We start from the raw sequence: 19,471 nt of genomic DNA, 5'->3' as shown, positions 1-19,471 counted from the left end.
CCTTCCCCCCCAAACCCCCCCCTCCCCCCCTGTTTCTCCTCCCCCCCCCCCCCCCCCCACCCCCCCCCCCCCACCCCCCCCCCCCCCCCCCACGCCCCCCCCCCCCCCCCCCCCCCCACGGCGAGTTCCTGCGCCGGGCCCGCGCCCACTACCGCCGCTACCGCGTGCCGGGGGCGCGTCCGCGGCTGCGGCACGGCCTGATCCGCTTCGGGCTGCACCGCACGTTCCGGGCGCTCCGGCTGGCCGCCGCCGCCCGCCGGCGCGTGCTGAGGAGCGCGGTGAAGCTCGCCCGCACGCTGCGCGCCGGCGCGCTCCGCGTGCACTACGGCATCCAGCTGCGGCTGCCGCTGCGGTCCGACCGCGCGGTGTTCGCCGCCCAGGAGGGGTACGGCGATCCGGCCGCGCTGGAGGAGGCGTTCCGCGCGCACGCCCCACGGCTGCGCACGGCGTGGGTCGCCCGGCCCGGGCGCGCGGTGCCGCAGGGCCCGCGCCGGCTGACGCCCGGCACGGCCGCCTACTGGACGGCGCTGGCCCGCTCCCGCTACCTGGTCAGCGACGCCCGCTTCGAGCGGCGGCTGCGCAAGCGGCCCGGGCAGGTCGTCGTGCGGGCCCTGGAGGGCACCCCGCTCGGACACACGGGCCTGGATCTGCTGGAGCGCCCGGCGGCGGCCCGCGGCCTGGACTTCGCGGAGCTGCTGCGGGAGGTCGACCAGTGGGACTACGTCCTGTCCGGCAACCGGCACGCCACCCTGACCTTCGAGCGGGTCCTGCCGGGCGGCTACGCCACACTGGAGTACGGACTGCCCCGCAACGACGTCCTCCAGCGGGCGACCGCGGCGGACGTGGCCCGGCTGCGGGCGTCACTGGGCGTCCCGGAGGGCGCGGTCGCGATCCTGTACGCGCCCGCGTACCGCGACCACCGTCGCACCCAGCTCCCGCTGCTGGACCTGGAGCGGGTCCTGCGCCGCCTGGGCCCGCGCTTCGTGGTCCTCGCCCGCACCCATGTCCCCGTCCAGGGCACCCGGATCATCGACGTCTCCGGCCATCCGGACCTGGCGGAACTGTGTCTCGCCTCGGACGCGCTGCTCACCGACTACGCGCCCGTCATGTTCGACTACGCGGGCCTGGACCGGCCGATCGTGGTGCACACCGAGGACTGGGCGGCGTACGAGGCGTGCCGTGGTGCCTACTTCGACCTGCGGGAGTTCCCGCCGGGGGCGGTGGCGCGCAGCGAGGACGAGCTGATCGACATCTTCGCCTCCGGGCACTGGCGCGGCTCGCGCTCGGCGCAGCTGCGGACGGCGTTCCGGGAGCGGTTCTGCCCGTGGGACGACGGGCGGGCCGCCGAGCGGGTGGTACGGCGGGTGGTACTGGGCGAGACGGAGCCGCCGCAGGCGGTGCCGCTCGCGGACCGCACCCCGGCACCGCCGTCCTGCGCGCGCTCCCCGCTGGCCACCGTCCCGCAACCTTCCGGCCCCCTCCCCGTCACCGAGAGCCGCTGAACGGCGTTGGTCCTTCCGGGAGTTCCCATGCCCCTCGGCTCGACGCGGCCCACCCCGAGCCGGCCGTCCACCTGGCGTCCGGCGGGACGGCCCGGCCGCGTCCGCAAGACGACAGAAAGAACAGAATGCCCCGCTTCAGCATCATCGTCCCGTCCCACGGGGTCGCCGGCCGGCTGTCCCAGGCGCTGGACTCGGTCCTCGGCCAGTCCTTCGGCGACCTCCAGCTGATCCCGGTCTGTGACGCCCCCGACGCCCCGGCCGCCGAGGTCGCCGCCGGGTACGCCGGGCGGGACTCCCGGGTGACCCCCGTGCACTCGCCGCCGTCCGCCGGGCTGAGCGGGGCGCGCAATGCCGGGATCAGGGCGGCGACCGGCACGTATCTGCTGTTCCTGGACGGCGACGACCTGCTGCTGCCGGGCGCGCTCGCGGCGCTGGACGCCCGGCTGACCGAGACCGCCGGCGTGGACGTGATGTACGCCGAGCACGAGCGCGCCCCGTGGTGGGAGGGCGAGTCGACGAACCCGGCCGCGCCGCTGCTCGCGGGGGCCCCGAAGGGCGCCTTCGCCCCCGCCGACCGGCCCGCGCTGACCGGTGTCCAGCTGCCCGCGTGGAGCGCGGTCTACCGCCGGGCCTTCCTCGCCGAGCGGGAACTCGTCTTCCCGGACGGCCACTTCACCGACCTCGGCTGGGGCGGGCTGGTGACCGTCGCCGCCGAGCGGATCGCGGTGCTGCGCCGGACGGTCGTACGGCACCGGTTGCGCCGCCAGGGCAGTCGGCTCAATCTGCCCGGGCCGCACCAGCACACCCTGCTGGACCAGGTGGAGCGGGTGCTGACGCGGGCGGCCGAGCACGCCCTGCCGGCCGAGCGGACCGGGCCGCTGTTCGACCAGTTGTTCGCCGTGGTGCTGAAGACGGCGTCCCGGCCGGAGCGGCTGCTCTCCGGGCGCCGGGCGTTCTTCCGCCGCGCGGCCCGCCTCTACCGGCGGCACCGGCCGGCCGGCCACCGGGTGCCGGACGGCAGCCTGGGCGTGCAGCACCGGCTGCTGGCGGCGGGCGCGTACACCGCGTTCCGCGCCCTGCGCGGCGCCAACCGAACGGCCGGCGGCGCCACCGGCCGGCTGCCCCGCCCGCACATGCTGCGCACCCGGCTGCGCTACGCCCGCGACCTGCGCCGCCCGCTCGATGAGAACCTCGCGGTGTACTGCGCCTACTGGGGACGCGGTTACGCCTGCAACCCGGCCGCGATCCACGCCAAGGCCCGCGAACTCGCCCCGCACATCCGCTCGGTGTTCCTGGTGGAGGCCGGCCAGGAGCACGCCGTGCCACGGGACGTCGAGTACGCGGTGATCGGCTCCCGGCGCTACTGGGAGGTGCTGGCCCGCGCCAAGTACCTGGTCAACAACGCCAACTTCGCCGAGGGCGTCGTCAAACGGCCGGGCAGTGTGCACGTGCAGACCCAGCACGGCACCCCGCTGAAGACGATGGGCGTGGACCAGTCGACGTACCCGGTGGTGGCCGCGCAGTCCGGCAGCTTCGCCAAGCTGCTGGGCCGGGTCGACCGCTGGGACTTCAACCTGTCGTCCAACCGCCACTCCACCCAGATGTGGGAGCGCGCCTTCCCCGGCTCCTATGAGCACCTGGAGTACGGCTATCCGCGCAACGACGTCTACTACACGGCGACCGCGCGGGATGTGGCCCGCGTCCGGCGGGAGCTGGGGGTGCCGGAGGGCAGGACGGCCGTGCTGTACGCGCCGACCCACCGCGACCACCACACCGGTTTCGAGCCCGGCCTGGACCTGGAGGCGTTCTGCGCGGCGGCCGGCGAGGACGTCGTCGTGCTGCTGCGCGCCCACTACTTCTACGACCGGGGCAGCGCCCGGGGCTCGGACCGGATCATCGACGTCACCGCCCACCGCTCCGCCGAGGACGTGTGCCTGGCCGCGGACGCGCTGGTCACCGACTACTCGTCCATCATGTTCGACTACGCCAACCTGGACCGGCCGATCGTCGTCTACGCCGACGACTGGGACGTCTACCAGGAGACCCGGGGCGTCTACTTCGACCTGATGGCCGAGCCGCCCGGGCTGGTAGCCCGGACCCCCGAGGAGCTGGCCGCCGTCTTCCGCGACGGTTCGTACGCGGGCCCGGAGGCCGGGGCGCTGCGGGCCGCGTTCCGGGAGCGGTTCTGCCAGTTCGACGACGGGCGGGCCGCCGAGCGGGTCGTCCGGCGGGTGCTGCTCGGCGAGCCGCCGGAGGCGGTCCCGGCCGTGATCCCGCTCGCGGAACGCATCCCCGCCCCCGCCGCCGCGACCCTCGTGAGGAGCTGACCCGCCGTGCCCCGCTTCAGTGTGATCGTGCCCTGTTTCAAGGTGCAGGGCTTTCTGCGCGAGTGCCTGGACTCGGTGCTCGGGCAGTCCTTCGGCGACTTCGAGCTGATCGCCGTGGACGACTGCTCCCCGGACGGCTGCGGCGCGATCCTGGACGAGTACGCCGACCGCGACCCGCGCGTGAAGGTGCTGCACCTGCCGGAGAACGTGGGCCTGGGCCGGGCCCGCAACGCGGGGATGCCGCACGCCACCGGTGACTACCTGCTCTTCCTGGACAGCGACGACACCCTCACCCCGGGCGCGCTGCGGGCCGTCGCCGACCGGCTCACCGAGGCCGCCGACCCGGACGTGCTCGTCTTCGACTACGCCCGCACCTACTGGTGGGGCGGCACCCGGCGCAACGTCCTCGCGCACGTCCTGGCCGAGGCGCCCGACACGTTCGCCGTCTCGGAGTATCCGCAGATCCTCGACCTGCTGATGGTGGTCTGGAACAAGGTCTACCGGCGCGCGTTCGTCACGGAGAACGGCTTCGAGTTCCCTCCGGGCTACTACGAGGACACCCCCTGGACCTTCCCGGTCATGCTCAGCGCCCGCCGGATCGCCGCCCTGGACCGGATCTGCCTGAACTACCGGCAGCGCCGCCAGGGCAACATCCTGTCCACCACGAGCCGCAAGCACTTCGACATCCACGACCAGTACGAGCGGGTCTTCGCGTTCGTGGCCGAGCGGCCGGAGCTGGCTGCCTGGCGGCCGTATCTGCACCGCAAGATGGGCGAGCACTGCCTGGACATCCTGGCCAAGCCGGACCGGCTGCCGCCCGCCGACAAGGCCGAGTTCTTCCGGCGTACGGCGGAGATGTTCCGCCGGCACCGGCCCGAGGGCGCCCTGCCGGCCGGCGAGGTCGGCGTGCTGACCGGTTCCTGGACCGGGTACCGGGTCAAGCGGCAGGCGGCGCGGGCCGGGCGGGAGGCGGCCCGGCGGGCGGACCGGGCGCGCCGGGCCGCCGCCGCGCGGGCCCGCACCGGGTGGACGGCCCTGCACGCCCGCCGGCCGCTCGATCCGCGTCTGGTGGTCTACTCGGCGTCCTCGCACGGGGGCCTGCTCGGTGACCCGGCGGCCGTCCACGCCGCCGCCCGGGAGATCGCCCCGCAGCTGCGCGGCGTGTGGGTGGTGCGGGACGCGGAGACGGCCGCGCGGCTGCCGGCCGACGTCGAGCACGTGATCGTCGGCTCCCGGCGCTACCTGGAGGTGACCGCGCGCGCGAAGTTCTTCGTCAACGACGTCAACTGGCCCGGCACCCTGGCCAAGCGCCCCGGCAGCGTGTACATCCACACCCATCAGGGCACCCCGCTGAAGTACCTGGGCGCCGACCTGCTGGACAAGCCGGGCGCCCGGCTCGGCTTCGACGTGCCGCAGATGCTGCGCCGGGCCGACCGCTGGGACTACAGCCTGGTCGCCAACCGCCACTCCGAGCTGGTGTGGGAGCGGGCCTACCCCTGCCACTTCACCTCGGTGCGCACCGGCAGCCCGCGCAACGACGTGCTGGTGAACGGCGGGCCCACCGACTTCCGGGAGCGGCACGGCATCCCGGCGGACCACACGGTCGTGCTGTACGCGCCGACCCGCCGGGACTACCGCCGCAGCGGGTACGTGGAGCGGATCGACCTGGCCCGGTTCGCGGCCGACCTCGGCGAGGGGCACACGCTCGTGGTCCGGCTGCACCCGTCGCTGGCGAACGGTCCCGCGCGCGGCATGGGCCTCACGGAGCTGGCGCGGCGCGGGATCGTCGTGGACGCGACCGACGAACCACGGCTGTCGGACGTGCTGCTGGCGGCGGACGCGCTGGTCACCGACTACTCGTCCGTGATGTTCGACTACGCCAACCTGGACCGGCCGATCGTGGTGCACGCCGACGACTGGGCCGCGTTCACGGCGAGCCGGGGCGCGTATCTCGACATCACCGCCGAGCCGCCGGGCCATGTCGCGCACTCCTACCGGGAGCTGGCCTGGCTGTTCGCCTCGGGCGGGTGGCGGGACGAGGAGTCGGCGCGGCTGCGCGCGGACTTCCGGGCCCGGTTCTGTGCGTACGAGGACGGGCGGGCCGCCGAACGGGTCGTGCGGACCCTGCTGCTGGGCGAGCGGATGCCCGGTCCGGGGCCATGGATTCCGGGCCAGGCGGCGGCCCCGGACGCGCTGACGCCGGCGTAGCGCGGACGCCGAGGGGGCCGGCCCCGGTCGGGACCGGCCCCCTCGGGCGCGCACGGTGCCTACTCGACGACCAGGTCGACGTCGATGTTGCCGCGGGTGGCGTTGGAGTACGGGCAGACCTGGTGGGCGCTCTCGATCAGCTTGCGGCCGGTCTCCTGGTCCACGGTGTCGGGCAGCTCGACGCGCAGGGTCACCTTCAGCCCGAAGCCCTCGCCCTGCTTGCCTATGCCGACCTCGGCGGTCACGGCGGCGTCGCTGACGTCGACCTTCGCCTGGCGCCCGACGAGCCCGAGGGCGCTGCCGAAGCAGGCGGCGTACCCGGCGGCGAAGAGCTGCTCCGGGTTGGTGCCCTGGCCGTTGCCGCCCAGCTCCACCGGCATGGCCAGGGCGAGGTCGATCTTGCCGTCGGAGGAGACGGCGCGGCCCTCGCGGCCGTGCGTGGCGGTGGCGACAGCGGTGTAGAGCGCGTCCATGAAGACCATCCCTCTCGGGTGTGCGGTTCGTTGTGACCACAAGTAGAGCACACAATTAAGTTGCGCACAACTGAATGGGCCGCAAGAGCTATCCTGGAGTCATGACCGACACGGAGTGGCTGCGCCTGGACCGCCAGATCTGCTTCTCGCTGCACGCGGCGTCGCGCGCCTTCAACAGCGTCTACCGCGTGATCCTCAAGGACCTCGGGCTCACCTACCCCCAGTACCTGGTGATGCTGGTGCTCTGGGAAGAGGGCGACCTGCCGGTCAAGAAGCTCGGCGAACAGCTGCGGCTCGACTCCGGCACGCTATCCCCGCTGGTCAAGCGGCTGGAGGGGGCCGGTCTGGTGCGGCGCGAGCGCAGCACGGAGGACGAGCGATCGGTCCTCGTCCACCTCACCGAGGAGGGGGCTGCACTGCGCGAGCGGGCCCTGGAGGTGCCCCGCCGGATCATGTCGGCGACCGGCTTCGACCTGGCCGAGATCGTCGACCTGCACGCCCGCCTGGACCGGCTCACGACGGCCCTGGACGCGGCGGCGGAGGCGGAGGCGCGAGCAGCGGGCTGACCGGGCGGACGTACAGCCGAACCGTCACACCGCCCCGAACGGCTTCGTCCTGGGCGAGGAACTCCCGCCCCAGCGCGTCGGCCTTCGCCCGCTCGGCCGGGTCGCGGGGGACCCAGCGGCCGGCGAGCAGCCTCCGGTCCGCGACGACCCAGACCCGGTCCACCGACGCCAGCCTGCGGCGCAGCTCCGCGGGCCCGGCCTCCCGCCCGTACAACGTCCCGGACTCGGCCGCCCCCGCCACCAGCGCCACGTCCCGGACGCCCCGGAACGCCCCCGGATACGTGAGCGCCACGTTCCGCGCCGACGCCGGCAGGAACAGCACGGGATCGCCGGGCTCCACCTTGCGCGCGACAGCGCGGGAGACGGCGGCGAGATCATCCGGCCGGCTCCCCGGGTCACGGTCCTTCTGGAGGAGAGGGAACTGGTGGAGGAGGGAGAGGGCGATGACCAGGACGCCGGTGAGGGTGACGTGGGGGAACCGCGGGAGCGGACGCCTGACCAGCGCTCCCGCCACCCACTCCGCCCCCGACGCCACCAGCAACGGCGCCCCGGACAGCGCGTACAGCACGTACCGGTCGACGTACAGCGGCGAGAACTGCGACGCCAGCATCAGCACCACCGGCGGCACCACCACCACAGGCAACGCCACTCCCGCGGACGTCAGTTCCCCCCGGCGCCCCACCAACCCCACCAGCCCCACCACCGCCAACGCGAGACACACCCAGAACACTTCGTCCGTCGGCCCCAGAAACCTCCGCAGCAACCTTTCCGCCGTATCCGCCGTAGGCGTCCGCAACCAGGCCACCTGCGCCGACTGACCCCGCGACACCACCACCATCGGCACCAGCGCGACTACGACCGCCGTCGCCGCACTCCCCCACGCCAGCCACACCCGCGCCCCGACCCGTGCCAGCGCCAGCGACACCGCGTGGGCGAGGAGCAGCAGCACCGCGAACTCGTGGAGCCAGCAGGTGAGTCCGAGGACCGCGCCGTACGGCCACCAGGACCCGCACGGCACCGCCCGGACGAACAGCAGGGTCGCCCCGGTGGCGCCGGCCGCGACCAGGGCGTACGAGCGGCCCTCCTGCGCGTAGTGGCCGGCCATCGGCGCGACGGCGTAGAGCAGCCCGGCCCACAGGCCGACGCGCGGCCGGACCAGCCGGGCGCCGAGGGCGGCCACCAGGCCCGCCGTGACGGCCGCAGCGCACACCGACGGCAGCCGGAGGGCGACCTCTCCGGGGTGGACGGCGAGGACGGGCCGCAGCAGCAGGTAGTACAGGCCGTGCACCGCGTCCACGTCGTGCAGCAGGAGCCAGATCCGCGGCACCGTACGGCGTCCGACCTGGAAGCTGACGGCCTCGTCGCGCCACATGCCGCCCCGGTCCAGCCCCCAGAGCCCGAGCGCGAGCATCAGCAGCGCGGGCAGGCACACGACGACGGCCCGGTGGAGCGGTGCGGTCCCGGGTGCCCCGTGCGGGGGGTGGCTCGTTGCACCTGTCGGTACGCCCGTGGTCGTTCCAGCCGCCCGACGCGACTGCGGTTTCGCAGGAAGCCCGACGTTCACCATGGCCCGATCTCTTGCGATTAGCCAATATTTGCGGTCCTTGACGGCGTATCAGCATGAATACACCATCCGCACCGCTTAGGCTCCCATGTGATGAACCGTCTCCGTGTCACCCCCGGCCCGGTCCTCGCCCTCGCCGTCCTGTGGCTCACCACCCGCGCCCTGATGCTGTGGCTGCTCGTCCACGGCGGCGCCCGGCTGCTTGGCGGCGGTTCGGTGAGCCGTGAGGTGTGGCGGCTGTACTTCCACTGGTACGGCGTCCTCGCGCACGGTTCCTTCCCGGTGCACGACACGCTGTGGCAGTACCCGCCGGGCGCGGGCGCGGTGCTGCTGGCGCCGGGCCTGCTGCCGGGCCTGACGTACTTCGAGGCGTTCGTGGTGCTCACGCTGGCCGTGGACGCGCTGACCGTGGCGGCGCTGCTCCGCGCGGGCACCCGGCCCGGGCGCAGCCTGCTCGGCGCGGCCCTGTGGACCGGCGGTCTGCCGCTGCTGCTGCACATGCCGCTCGCCCGGTACGACGTCCAGGTCACCGCTCTGGCCGTGCTGTCCCTGCTGGCGTCGGCGCGCTCCCCGCGCGCGGGCGGTGTGTTCGGGGCGCTGGGCGCGGTGGTGAAGGTGTGGCCGGCGCTGGTGCTGCTGGGCACGCCCAGGGGGCGGCCGACGCGCAGGGCGTGGGCGTGGGGGGCGTGGGCCGGGGTCGCGTGCCTGGCCGTGCTCGCGACCTTCTTCACGCATCCGCTGTCCTTCCTGCGGGAGCAGGGCGGCCGGGGCGTGCAGATCGAGTCGCTCGGCGGTACGGCGCTCAATCTGGCCCGGCACGCCGGCTGGCCGGGCCGGACCCGCTACCAGTACGGCGCGATGGAGATGGTCGGCCCCCATGTGCACGCCGTGGCCACCGCCTCGCTGACGCTGACGGCGCTCTCGTTCGGGCTGCTGGTGCTGTGGCGGGTGCGGGCGCGGCGCTGGAGCGAGGCGACGCCGTACGACGCGGCGCTGAGCGCGGTGCTGCTGTTCACGGTCACCAGCCGGGTCATCAGCCCGCAGTACATGATCTGGCTTATCGGGCTGGCCGCCGTGTGCCTGACCTCGCGGCACACCAGCCAGCGGCCGGTGGCGGTGCTGATCCTGGTGGCGTCCGCGCTGAGCACGGTGGCGTTCCCGATGTACTACCGCGAGGTGATCGACGGCAGTTGGGCCGGGTGCCTGCTGATGCTGGCCCGGAACGGGCTGCTGGCGGCCGCCGCCGTGCTGTCGTTCGTACGGCTGTGGCGGGCCGCGCGGCCGTACGCCGAAAAGTCCGTGCCGAGGACGCAACCCCGGCCCGGTTCCGACCGTCTTCCGGAGCGAGCACTAAGCGCCTCTTAACGGGGTATTACCGAAATTTTCTACGCTCCCGGCCCGTGGACTCCATGCACCCAGAACCGCGAGACCCGCACCCGGCACCGGCGCCGGCACCTGGACCGCCCTCGGTGCCGGCGGCTCAGGTCGCCGTGGTCGTCATCGGCTACAACGACCGCGCCCATGTGGGCGAGGCCGTGCGCTCCGCGCTGGCGCAGGGTCCCGCCGTCGCCGAGGTGATCGCCGTGGACGACTGCTCCACGGACGGCAGCGACGGGCTGCTCGCCCGGCTGGCCGCCGGTGAGCCACGGCTGCGGGTGGTGCGCCGGAGCGTGAACAGCGGCGGCTGCGGGAGCCCGCGCAACACCGGGATCGACGCGGCGACGGCGCCGTACGTGATGTTCCTGGACAGCGACGACGTGCTGCCGCCCGGTGCGGTGGACGCGCTGCTGGCGGCGGCAGCGGAGGCGCGCGCCGAGGTCGCGAGCGGTCTGTGCGTGCGCCGGGAGCTGCCGTCGGGGCGCGAACAGCCGTGGCAGGCGCCCCTCTACACGGCGCACACCGTCCTCGCGCGCCCCTCGCAGCGCCCCCGGCTGGTCCACGACACACTGTGCGTCAACAAGCTGTACCGCACCGACTTCCTGCGCGAGCACGGCATCCGCTTCCCCGAGGGCCGCTTCCTCTACGAGGACTTCGTCTTCACCGCGCGCGTGCTGGCCGCGAGCCCGCGCGTCGCGCTGGTACCGGACCGGGTGTACGTGTGGCAGGTGCGCCGGTCGGCCGAGCGGCTGTCGCTCTCGCTGGACCGGGAGCGCATCGAGAACTGGACGGCGCGCGTCGAGGCGTGCGCGCTGGCGTACGACGTCCTGCTGGGCGCCGGGCAGAAGGAGCTGGCGCGGGCGGCACGCGCCAAGTTCCTCGATCACGAGGTGCGCATGTACGCGCGCGAGCTGGGGTTGCGCGACGCGCACTACCAGCGCGCGTGGTGGACGCGCACCCGGGCGTACCTCGCGCGCTACGACGCGCCCGACTGGGAGCTGAACCCCGCCGCCCCCGGCCGTCTCCTCGCGCGGGTCGTCATGGCCTCCCCCGAGCCGCGCGACCTGCCCCGCCTGCGCGAACTCGCCGCCCGCCCGGCTCGCCTGCTCCCGCCGTACGCGCGCACCCCCGAAGGCGACCCGGTCTGGTCCGCCGACCTCCCCCAGGTCTCCCTGACCCCCCTCCTGACCCGGCCCGTCGCCACGCTCCCGCTCGCGGTCGACGCGGAACTGCGCCCCCGCGCGCGTGCCTCGCTGCTGCGCCTGCGGCTGCACGAGCTGTACGGAAAGGTCGCCGAGGCGGGCCCGCCCGAGGTGGACATGGAGTGGCACGCGCGCGAGGACGACCGCACACGCGGGCGCGCGACGGTGGCGCTCACGCCCTCCGGCCCGGACAGCTGGTCCGCCGAGATGCCCGTCGACCTGGCGGGGCTCGGCTCGGGCACCTGGGATCTGCGTCTGACCCTCCGCTTCCCGGACGGCACCCGGCGCGAGGTCACGGCGCACGCCCTCACGGGCGCGGGGCGCCTGCGCCGGCGCGCCGTGCCGAGCGCCCTGCACGGCGTACTCCTGGCACAGCCGTACGCCACGCACTCCGGCGCACTGGCCCTGCGGGTGGCGACCGGGCTCCACGGCGTGCTGGCCGTGGTCCGCGGCCGGCTGCGCCGCCTGCTTCACTGAGACACGGGCCGACCGACGAACCGATGAGGAGATGGCCGCACATGACCTGGCTGATCACCGGCGGCGCCGGATACATCGGGGCGCACGTCGTACGGGCGATGACCGAGGCGGGCGAACGCGCGGTCGTCTACGACGACCTTTCCACGGGGATCGCCGCGCGCGTACCGGACGAGGTGCCGCTGGTGCGCGGCTCGGTCCTGGACGCGGACCGGCTGGCCCGCGCGCTCGCCGAGCACGAGATCACCGGGGTCGTCCATCTGGCGGCGAAGAAGCAGGTGGGCGAGTCGGTGGACCGGCCGCTGCACTACTACCGGGAGAACGTCGAGGGCCTGCGCGTGCTGCTGGAAGCGGTGACGGCGGCGCAGGTCCCGTCGTTCCTCTTCTCCTCCTCGGCGGCCGTGTACGGCATGCCCGACGCCGACCTGGTGACGGAGGAGACCCCCTGCCGTCCGTTGTCCCCCTACGGCGAGACGAAGCTGGCCGGCGAGTGGCTGGTCCGCGCCACGGGACGGGCGACCGGCCTCGCCACGGCGTCGCTGCGCTACTTCAACGTGGCGGGCGCGGCCGGGCCCGAGCTGGCCGACACCGGCGTGTCCAACCTGATCCCGATGGTCTTCGAGCAGCTCACGGAGGGCGCGGCGCCGCGCATCTTCGGCGACGACTATCCGACGCCCGACGGCACGTGCGTCCGCGACTACATCCACGTGGTCGACCTGGCCGAGGCGCATGTGACCGTCGCCCGCGCGCTGCGCTCCGCGCCCGGTGCCGACCTGACCCTGAACATCGGCCGGGGCGAGGGCGTCTCCGTCCGCGAGATGATCGACCGCGTCAACGCGGTCACCGGCTACGACCGTCCCCCGACCGTCACCCCGCGCCGCCCCGGTGACCCCGCGCGCGTGGTGGCCTCCGCCACCCGCATCGCCACGGAACTGGGCTGGCGGGCCAAGTACGACGTCCAGGACATGATCACGTCGGCGTGGGAGGGCTGGGTACGGCGGCATCCGGAGGCGGCTCGGTCGTAGGGAACCCGCCGTCGGGGCCGGGGCCGTCACCCGGTCGCGGCCCCGCCGTGGCTGCTCGCGCGGTTCCCCTCGCCCCTTCGGGGCACCTCACAGCGCCTTCAGCGCGCCCGCCGTGGCCCGTGCCAGTTTCTCCAGGTACCCCTTCGGCAGCTTCGGCGACCGGATCACCACCGAGCGCCAGTACAGCGGCCCGGAGATCAGGTCCAGGGCCAGGTCGGGATCGACACCGGTACGGACCTCGCCCCGCCTTTCCGCCGCCGCCACGATCCTGCTCGCCACCCCTTCCTGCCCGTCCCGCAGCGCCTTCTGGAAGGCCTCCGCGATCTCGGGGTTGCGGGCCGCCTCGGCCTGGAGGTCGGGGATGATCTGGGACGCGACCGGATGGCGCAGCGCACGGGACGTGACCTCGTACAGGACCCGCAGGTCACCCTCCAGGGAGCCGGTGTCGGGCACCGGGAACCCGGTCACCGCCATCGCCGAGACGACGTCCAGGACCAGGTGGAGCTTCGAACGCCACCGCCGGTACACCGCCGTCTTGCCGACCCCGGCCCGCCGGGCGATCCCCTCGATGGACATGCGCGCGTAGCCGGCGGCCGCCAGTTCCTCGAAGACGGCCGCGCGGATCGCCTCGGTCACGTCCTCCCGGAGCACGGCCGCCCCGGCGGGCGCCCGGCGGCGCGGACGCGCCGGCGGCTCGTCGGCGGACTCGGCGGCGTTCGTCGTCATACCCCACAGCATAGGGCGTTACGACGAAACGGTTGCGTTCCGACGTCCGTTGGGCCTAATCTCGCGTTGCGACGATACGGTCCCGTCCCGACGTAAGAGAACGTGAAGAGAAGCGTAAGGAAACGCCGGACGACGGGCACGGACACGGCGATCCCGGCGAAAGTCGGGCGCAGCACCCCCTCCCCCGAGCGAAAGCAGCGGATGTGAGCCAGGTCCTCCACACACCGCCCCCCACCCAGGCCCCGGCAGACGACGATCTCGCGGCGCTGGCCGCCCGGCACGGCCTGTCGGTCAGCGGCGCCCGCCCCTCCCTGCCGGAGTACGTCCGCCAGCTGTGGGCCCGCCGTCACTTCATCACCGCCTTCTCCACCGCCAAGCTCACCGCGCAGTACAGCCAGGCGAAGCTCGGCCAGGTCTGGCAGGTCATGACCCCGCTGCTGAACGCGGCGGTCTACTACTTCATCTTCGGCGTGCTGCTCGGCACCAAGCACGGCGTGCCCGACTACATCCCGTTCCTGGTCACGGGCGTGTTCATCTGGACGTTCACGCAGAGCTCGATCATGGCGGGCACCCGCGCGATCTCCGGCAACCTCGGCCTGGTGCGCGCCCTGCACTTCCCGCGCGCCGCCCTGCCGATCTCCTTCTGCCTCCAGCAGCTCCAGCAGCTGCTGTTCTCGATGGCCGCGCTCGTCGTCATCCTGCTCTGCTTCGGGGTGCCGGTCACCGTCTCCTGGGTGCTGGCCCTCCCGGCCCTGGTGCTCCAGTTCACGTTCAACGCCGGGGTGTCGATGATCATGGCGCGGATGGGCGCCAAGACCCCGGACATCGCGCAGCTGATGCCGTTCGTGCTGCGCACGTGGATGTACGTGTCCGGCGTGATGTGGAGCATCGACAAGCTGGCCCAGAAGGACGACCTGCCGCGCGTCGTCACCGTCCTGCTGGAGATCAACCCGGCCGCCGTCTACATCGACCTCATGCGGTTCGCGCTGATCGACAGCTTCCACGCGAGCCAGCTGCCCCCGCACGTGTGGGCGGCGGCGATCGGCTGGGCCCTGGCCGCGGGCATCGGCGGTTTCATCTACTTCTGGAAGGCTGAGGAGACGTACGGTCGTGGCTGAGCGCAGCGAAGAGAAGGTCCCCACCGTCGTCGCCGACCGCGTCGACATCGTCTACCGGGTGAACGGCACCGGCGCCGGCCGGGGCTCCGCCACCGCCGCCCTCAACCGGATCCTGCGCCGCAAGCAGACCGAGAAGGCGGCCGGTGTGCGCAAGGTGCACGCGGTGAAGAAGGTGTCGTTCGTCGCCTACAAGGGTGAGGCGATCGGGCTCATCGGGACGAACGGCTCCGGGAAGTCGACCCTGCTGAAGGCGGTCGCGGGCCTGCTCCCGGTGGAGAACGGACGCATCTACACCGACGGCCAGCCCTCCCTGCTGGGCGTGAACGCGGCCCTGATGAACGACCTCACCGGCGAGCGGAACGTCTTCCTCGGCGGACTCGCCATGGGCATGGCCCGGGAGCAGATCAAGGAGCGCTACCAGGACATCGTGGACTTCTCGGGGATCAACGAGAAGGGCGACTTCATCACCCTGCCGATGCGCACGTACTCCTCCGGCATGGCCGCCCGGCTCCGCTTCTCCATCGCCGCCGCCAAGGACCACGACGTCCTGCTGATCGACGAGGCACTGGCCACCGGCGACCGCTCCTTCCAGAAGCGCTCCGAGGCGCGGATCCGCGAGCTGCGGCAGCACGCGGGCACGGTCTTCCTGGTCAGCCACAACAACAAGTCGATCCGTGACACCTGCGAGCGGGTGTTGTGGCTGGAGCGCGGCGAACTGCGCATGGACGGGCCGACCGAGGAGGTCATGAAGGAGTACGAGGCGTTCACCGGCGACAAGAAACCGGCTCCGAAGAAGCCCGCACCGAAGGCGGATGCCACAAAGGCGAAGCCGGATGCCACAAAAGCGGACACACCGCAACCGGACGCGCCGAAAGTCGGTCTTCCTTCCTGAGCCCAGCCCTTACGCCAACCGCAGTTATCCCTTTCATCCGTTTAATGACAGTATGTTATGAAGGGTGCGCCGGGAGACGACGAGTCGAAGGAGTCCATTGCGATGCCCCAGTTGAGCGTGATCGTCTACGGGCCGAACGCACAGGGGCATCTGACCGACCTACTGGACTCCTTGGCGGCCCATCCCCTCACCGACGCCGAGGTGATCGTCGCCGCCGTCGGCGACTGGGCCCTGGAGACGGCCGAGCGCCACGCCCCCGAGACGATCGTCGTCCCGCTGCCGGACGGCACCGGTGACCCGGCGGCCCGGGCGGCCGGCGCCGCCCGCGCGTCCGGCCGCTGGCTGCACTTCGTCCACGCCAAGGACGGCCTGCCGGCCGGCGCGCCCCGCCTGATCGCCGAGCGGACCGCCGAACTGGACGCCGCCACCACCTCCTCGGACCCTGTCGACGTCCTCCTCTTCGACCACGTCACCACCACCTGGCAGACCGCCGCCCGGCCCTCCCGCGACGGCCGCCACCTCGCCGCCGTCGGCCGGGCGGGCCGACCCCTGGACGAGGCCGCCGACCTGCTGCGGCTCACCCCGCTCCTCGGCAACCGCGCCCTGCGCGCCGCGTTCTGGCGGGCTCACGAGGAGCGGCTGAACACCGACGACGAGCCGCGCGCCGCCCACGCGGCCCTGCTGCACGCCGGCCGGGTCGCCTGCCTCAACCAGACGGCGTACGAGCACCGCGTGCTGCGCCCCGAGAGCCTGCCGCCGCGCGCCCCCGAGGACCGGCTCCGGCTCATCGACCGCTACGAGGCCCTGCTCCCGCTCACCAAGGACCGCCGCGCCGCCCGCACGGTGCTGTACGACCTGATGGTGCGCGACCTGGTGCGCACCTTCGCCCGTGAGGACCTGCCCGACCCGGTGGCCCGCGAGTTCTTCCGCCGCGCCTCCGTGGCCGCGGTCCGCTGGCGCCCCGAGGGCCACCGCCGCCCGGCGGGCCTGGAGGGCGTACGGCACGCGCTGCTGGAGGAGGGCGCGTACACCAGGTACCGCGCGTTCCAGGCCGCCAACCGCAGCCGCCGCGCCGCCCGCAAGGCCGTACGCACCCGCAAGCGGCGGCTGAGCGCCAAGGTCCGCGACCACCAGTACCAGCGCGCCCTGAGCCGCCCGGTGGACCCGGACCTCGCCGTGTTCGCGGCCTACTGGGAACGCGGGGTGGCCTGCAACCCGGCCGCGATCGCCGCGAAGCTCGCCGAACTCGCCCCGCACATCCACCCCGTGTGGGTGGTGAACAAGCAGAACGCGGCCCTGCTGCCGCCCGGCACCGACCACGTGATCCCCGGCACCCGCCGCTACTGGGAGACCCTGGCCACCGCCAAGTACCTGACGAACAACGTCAACTTCCCCAACGCGGTGGTCAAACGCCCGGACGCCGTGCACCTCCAGACCCACCACGGCACCCCGCTCAAGCGCATGGGCCTCGACCAGATGGACCACCCGGCCGCCGCCAAGGGCCTGGACTTCGCCGCCCTGCTGGCCCGGATCGACAAGTGGGACTACAGCGTCAGCGCCAACAGCCACTCCACCCGCATGTGGGAGCGCGCCTACCCGTCGCGCTACACGTCCCTGGACTACGGCTATCCGCGCAACGACGTCTTCTACACGGCCACCGCCGCCGACGTCCGCGCCGCCCGCGACCGCCTCGGCATCGCGCCCGGCAGAACCGCCGTCCTCTACGCCCCCACCCACCGCGACTACGAGGCCGGCTTCACCCCCCGCCTCGACCTCGCCGCCCTCGCCGACCGGCTCGGCGACAACACCGTGCTCCTCGTCCGCGCCCACTACTTCTACGGCGGCGCCGCCTCCCCGCTGACCGGCCTGCGCCGCTCCGGCCGGATCATCGACGTCTCCTCCTACGACCCCGTCGAGGAGCTGTGCCTGGCCGCCGACGCGCTGGTCACGGACTACTCGTCGATCATGTTCGACTACGCCAACCTGGACCGCCCGATCGTGGTCTACGCCGACGACTGGGAGACGTACCGGACCACCCGCGGCGTCTACTTCGACCTGATGGCCGAGCACCCCGGCCAGGTCGCCCGCACCCAGGAGGATCTCGCCGAGATCTTCGTCTCCGGCGCCTGGCGCGACGACAGCGCGGCCAAGGCGCGGGCCGCGTTCCGGCGCCGGTTCTGCGAGTACGACGACGGGCGCGCCGCCGAACGGGTCGTACGCCGGGTGTTCCTGGACGAACCGGAGGACGCGCTGCCACCGGTGCTGCCCATCGAGGACCGCACCCCCGCCCCGACGCCCGAGGAGGCCACGGCATGACCCGCCCCGACGTCACGGTCACGGTCATCGTCTACAACGACGCGGCCCGCCTCCCCCGCGCGGTCGCCTCGCTGCGCGCGCAGACCCACGCGAACATCGAGATCGTCATCAGCGACGACCACTCGACGGACGAGACGCCCACGGTGGCCCGGGAGTTGGCGGCCCAGGACCACCGCATCCGCTACATCCGGCTGCCGGAGAACAGCGGCGGATGCAGCGCCCCGCGCAACCGGGCCATCGAGATCGCCCGGGCGCCGTACCTGATGTTCCTCGACAGCGACGACGAACTCCCGCCCCGCGCCGTCGAGTCGCTGCTCGCCGCGCACCGCGAGCGGGACGTCGACTTCACCATGGGCGCGGTCCGCCGGGTCCGGGTGGACAACGGCCGCCGCTCGACCTGGATGCCGCACCTGGTCGCCGAGCGCCGCACGCTGGAGGGCATCGAGGCGGACCCCCGTCTTCTCTTCGAGCACCTGTCGACGAGCAAGATGTACGCACGCGCCTTCCTCGACCGCCACCAGCTCCGCTTCCCCGAGGGCATCCACTACGAGGACCAGCTGTTCTCGGCACAGGCGTACTGCCTGGCGAAGGCGTTCACGATCATCCCGGACCCGGTGTACGTCTGGTACATCGAGCCGTTCGCGGACGCGTCCTCCGCCTCCATCTCCAACCAGCGGCACAAGATCTCCAACGTCAGCGACCGCGTGCACGTCCAGCGGCTGATCGACGAGTTTCTGGTGAGCAGCGGGCACGCGGGGCTGCGGGAGGACAAGGACTACAAGTTCCTCAAGCACGACTTCCGGATGTACGCCGGCGACCTCCCGTACCGGGACGAGGAGTGGCTGACGTCCTTCACCGAGATCATGAACCCGTACCTGGACACGCTCTCCCCCGAGGCGTACGGCCGACTGCCGCGCGCCGAGCGGGTGGTGCTGGAGCTGCTGCGGGACGGCAGGCCGGCCGAGGCCCGGCTGGCGGCGCGCGGGCTGGGGCACGCGGTGGCGCCACGGCAGGTGACGACCGACGGTACGGGGGTCCCGTACTGGGGGGACACCGTGCCGTCGACGGAGCGCGCACGCCGTGAACTGGACATGGCGGAGCTGGAGTTGGACACGCGGCCGTTCCCGACCGCTCAGTTCCGCCACGAGATCACGGAGCTGACGCCGGGCGCCGGGGCGACCCTGACCCTGGCGATCCGCACGTACGACCCCGGTCTGCGCCTCCCCGTGGGCCCCCAGCGCGCGTCCCTGCTCCTGACGCCCGGCCGGCGCCGCATGACGATCCCCTTCCGCCTGGACCCGGTCCGTCCCGGCGTCTTCGAGGGCACGGTCCGTCTCGACCTCGCGTCCGCGCCGGTCCCGCTCCACGGCTTCCAGGGCGTACGGCATCCCTTGGTCCGCCTGGACCAACAGGGCCTGTCCAACTCGGGCCTGCTGCTGGCTCCGCTGGACTTCCCGACCCGCACGGCCCGCATCGCCTACCACTCCGGGGCGGCCCCCCACGAACTCACCATCGAACCGGAAGGCCGCAATCCCGGCCGTCTACAGTTCCGCTGGCGTCCGGTGGGGGTGACGGCCCGCATCACCCGCCCCACCATCCGCCGCCTGGCCCGACCCCGAGTCCGGAGCGCTGCGCGGCTGGTGGCGAGTGTGCTGAAGTAACGGGGGTTTCAGCGCCGTTGGCGTGTAGGCGCGTGGTCAA

13 protein-coding genes and 1 pseudogene are annotated in these 19,471 nt (G+C 73.2%); 11 read left to right on the top strand and 3 right to left on the bottom strand.

Translation table 11 applies throughout. From position 1 onward, the window contains the following. Positions 1-104: 104 nt before the first annotated feature. The 3 genes and pseudogenes from ACZ4WH_RS37245 to ACZ4WH_RS37235 form a co-directional block, all read left to right on the top strand. Positions 105-1,502, top strand: a pseudogene (locus ACZ4WH_RS37245) (CDP-glycerol glycerophosphotransferase family protein); the annotation flags it as partial. Between the two features lie 125 nt (positions 1,503-1,627). After that, positions 1,628-3,829, top strand: coding sequence for a bifunctional glycosyltransferase/CDP-glycerol:glycerophosphate glycerophosphotransferase (locus tag ACZ4WH_RS37240; protein WP_468189308.1), 2,202 nt, complete (start codon positions 1,628-1,630; stop codon positions 3,827-3,829). 6 nt (positions 3,830-3,835) lie between these two features. Further along, the gene (locus ACZ4WH_RS37235) at positions 3,836-6,037 is read left to right on the top strand and encodes a bifunctional glycosyltransferase/CDP-glycerol:glycerophosphate glycerophosphotransferase (protein WP_468189306.1); all 2,202 of its coding nucleotides are present in this window, start codon (positions 3,836-3,838) and stop codon (positions 6,035-6,037) included. A gap of 59 nt (positions 6,038-6,096) precedes the next feature. Here ACZ4WH_RS37235 and ACZ4WH_RS37230 read toward each other — a convergent pair whose 3' ends face one another. Further along, positions 6,097-6,510 (bottom strand): organic hydroperoxide resistance protein, encoded by a 414-nt coding sequence (locus tag ACZ4WH_RS37230; protein ID WP_468189304.1) that lies wholly within the window; start codon positions 6,508-6,510, stop codon positions 6,097-6,099. A 74-nt stretch (positions 6,511-6,584) separates the two neighbouring features. On the opposite strand from ACZ4WH_RS37230, the gene ACZ4WH_RS37225 reads away from it, so the two are divergent. Beyond that, positions 6,585-7,076: a MarR family winged helix-turn-helix transcriptional regulator gene (locus ACZ4WH_RS37225; protein WP_468189303.1), complete on the top strand. Its 492-nt coding sequence runs from the start codon at positions 6,585-6,587 to the stop codon at positions 7,074-7,076. On the opposite strand, the gene ACZ4WH_RS37220 is transcribed toward ACZ4WH_RS37225, so the two are convergent. Then, positions 7,024-8,508: a glycosyltransferase family 39 protein gene (locus ACZ4WH_RS37220; protein ID WP_468189301.1), complete on the bottom strand. Its 1,485-nt coding sequence runs from the start codon at positions 8,506-8,508 to the stop codon at positions 7,024-7,026. The genes ACZ4WH_RS37225 and ACZ4WH_RS37220 overlap by 53 nt on opposite strands. A 225-nt stretch (positions 8,509-8,733) precedes the next feature. Here ACZ4WH_RS37220 and ACZ4WH_RS37215 point away from each other — a divergent pair, with 225 nt between their 5' ends. From ACZ4WH_RS37215 to galE, 3 genes are read left to right on the top strand one after another with little or no spacing between them, the layout of a single operon-like run. Next, positions 8,734-10,005 carry a glycosyltransferase 87 family protein gene (locus ACZ4WH_RS37215; RefSeq protein WP_468189299.1) on the top strand — a complete coding sequence of 424 codons (1,272 nt, stop codon included), beginning with the start codon at positions 8,734-8,736 and terminating at the stop codon, positions 10,003-10,005. Positions 10,006-10,049: 44 nt separating this feature from the next. Further along, the gene (locus tag ACZ4WH_RS37210; RefSeq protein WP_468189314.1) at positions 10,050-11,696 is read left to right on the top strand and encodes a glycosyltransferase family 2 protein; all 1,647 of its coding nucleotides are present in this window, start codon (positions 10,050-10,052) and stop codon (positions 11,694-11,696) included. A gap of 41 nt (positions 11,697-11,737) precedes the next feature. Continuing rightward, positions 11,738-12,718: a UDP-glucose 4-epimerase GalE gene (galE, locus tag ACZ4WH_RS37205; RefSeq protein ID WP_468189297.1), complete on the top strand. Its 981-nt coding sequence runs from the start codon at positions 11,738-11,740 to the stop codon at positions 12,716-12,718. Between the two features lie 87 nt (positions 12,719-12,805). Here galE and ACZ4WH_RS37200 read toward each other — a convergent pair whose 3' ends face one another. Further along, positions 12,806-13,444, bottom strand: a complete 639-nt coding sequence (locus ACZ4WH_RS37200; protein WP_468189295.1) for a TetR/AcrR family transcriptional regulator — start codon at positions 13,442-13,444, stop codon at positions 12,806-12,808. Between the two features lie 203 nt (positions 13,445-13,647). Here ACZ4WH_RS37200 and ACZ4WH_RS37195 point away from each other — a divergent pair, with 203 nt between their 5' ends. The 4 genes from ACZ4WH_RS37195 (at position 13,648) to ACZ4WH_RS37180 (ending at position 19,431) form a co-directional block, all read left to right on the top strand. Beyond that, positions 13,648-14,562: an ABC transporter permease gene (locus tag ACZ4WH_RS37195; RefSeq protein WP_468189293.1), complete on the top strand. Its 915-nt coding sequence runs from the start codon at positions 13,648-13,650 to the stop codon at positions 14,560-14,562. After that, positions 14,555-15,454, top strand: coding sequence for an ABC transporter ATP-binding protein (locus tag ACZ4WH_RS37190; protein ID WP_468189291.1), 900 nt, complete (start codon positions 14,555-14,557; stop codon positions 15,452-15,454). Before ACZ4WH_RS37195 ends, ACZ4WH_RS37190 begins: the two co-directional genes overlap by 8 nt. 102 nt (positions 15,455-15,556) lie before the next feature. Then, positions 15,557-17,770 (top strand): CDP-glycerol glycerophosphotransferase family protein, encoded by a 2,214-nt coding sequence (locus tag ACZ4WH_RS37185; RefSeq protein ID WP_468189289.1) that lies wholly within the window; start codon positions 15,557-15,559, stop codon positions 17,768-17,770. Beyond that, positions 17,767-19,431 (top strand): glycosyltransferase family 2 protein, encoded by a 1,665-nt coding sequence (locus tag ACZ4WH_RS37180; RefSeq protein WP_468189286.1) that lies wholly within the window; start codon positions 17,767-17,769, stop codon positions 19,429-19,431. The genes ACZ4WH_RS37185 and ACZ4WH_RS37180 overlap by 4 nt, the downstream gene beginning before the upstream one ends. Positions 19,432-19,471 lie beyond the last annotated feature (40 nt).

The organism is Streptomyces sp. NPDC029138, from assembly GCF_055564375.1.
The sequence above is the reverse complement of the archived record's forward strand: the minus strand, read 5'-3'. Positions and strand labels throughout refer to the sequence as shown.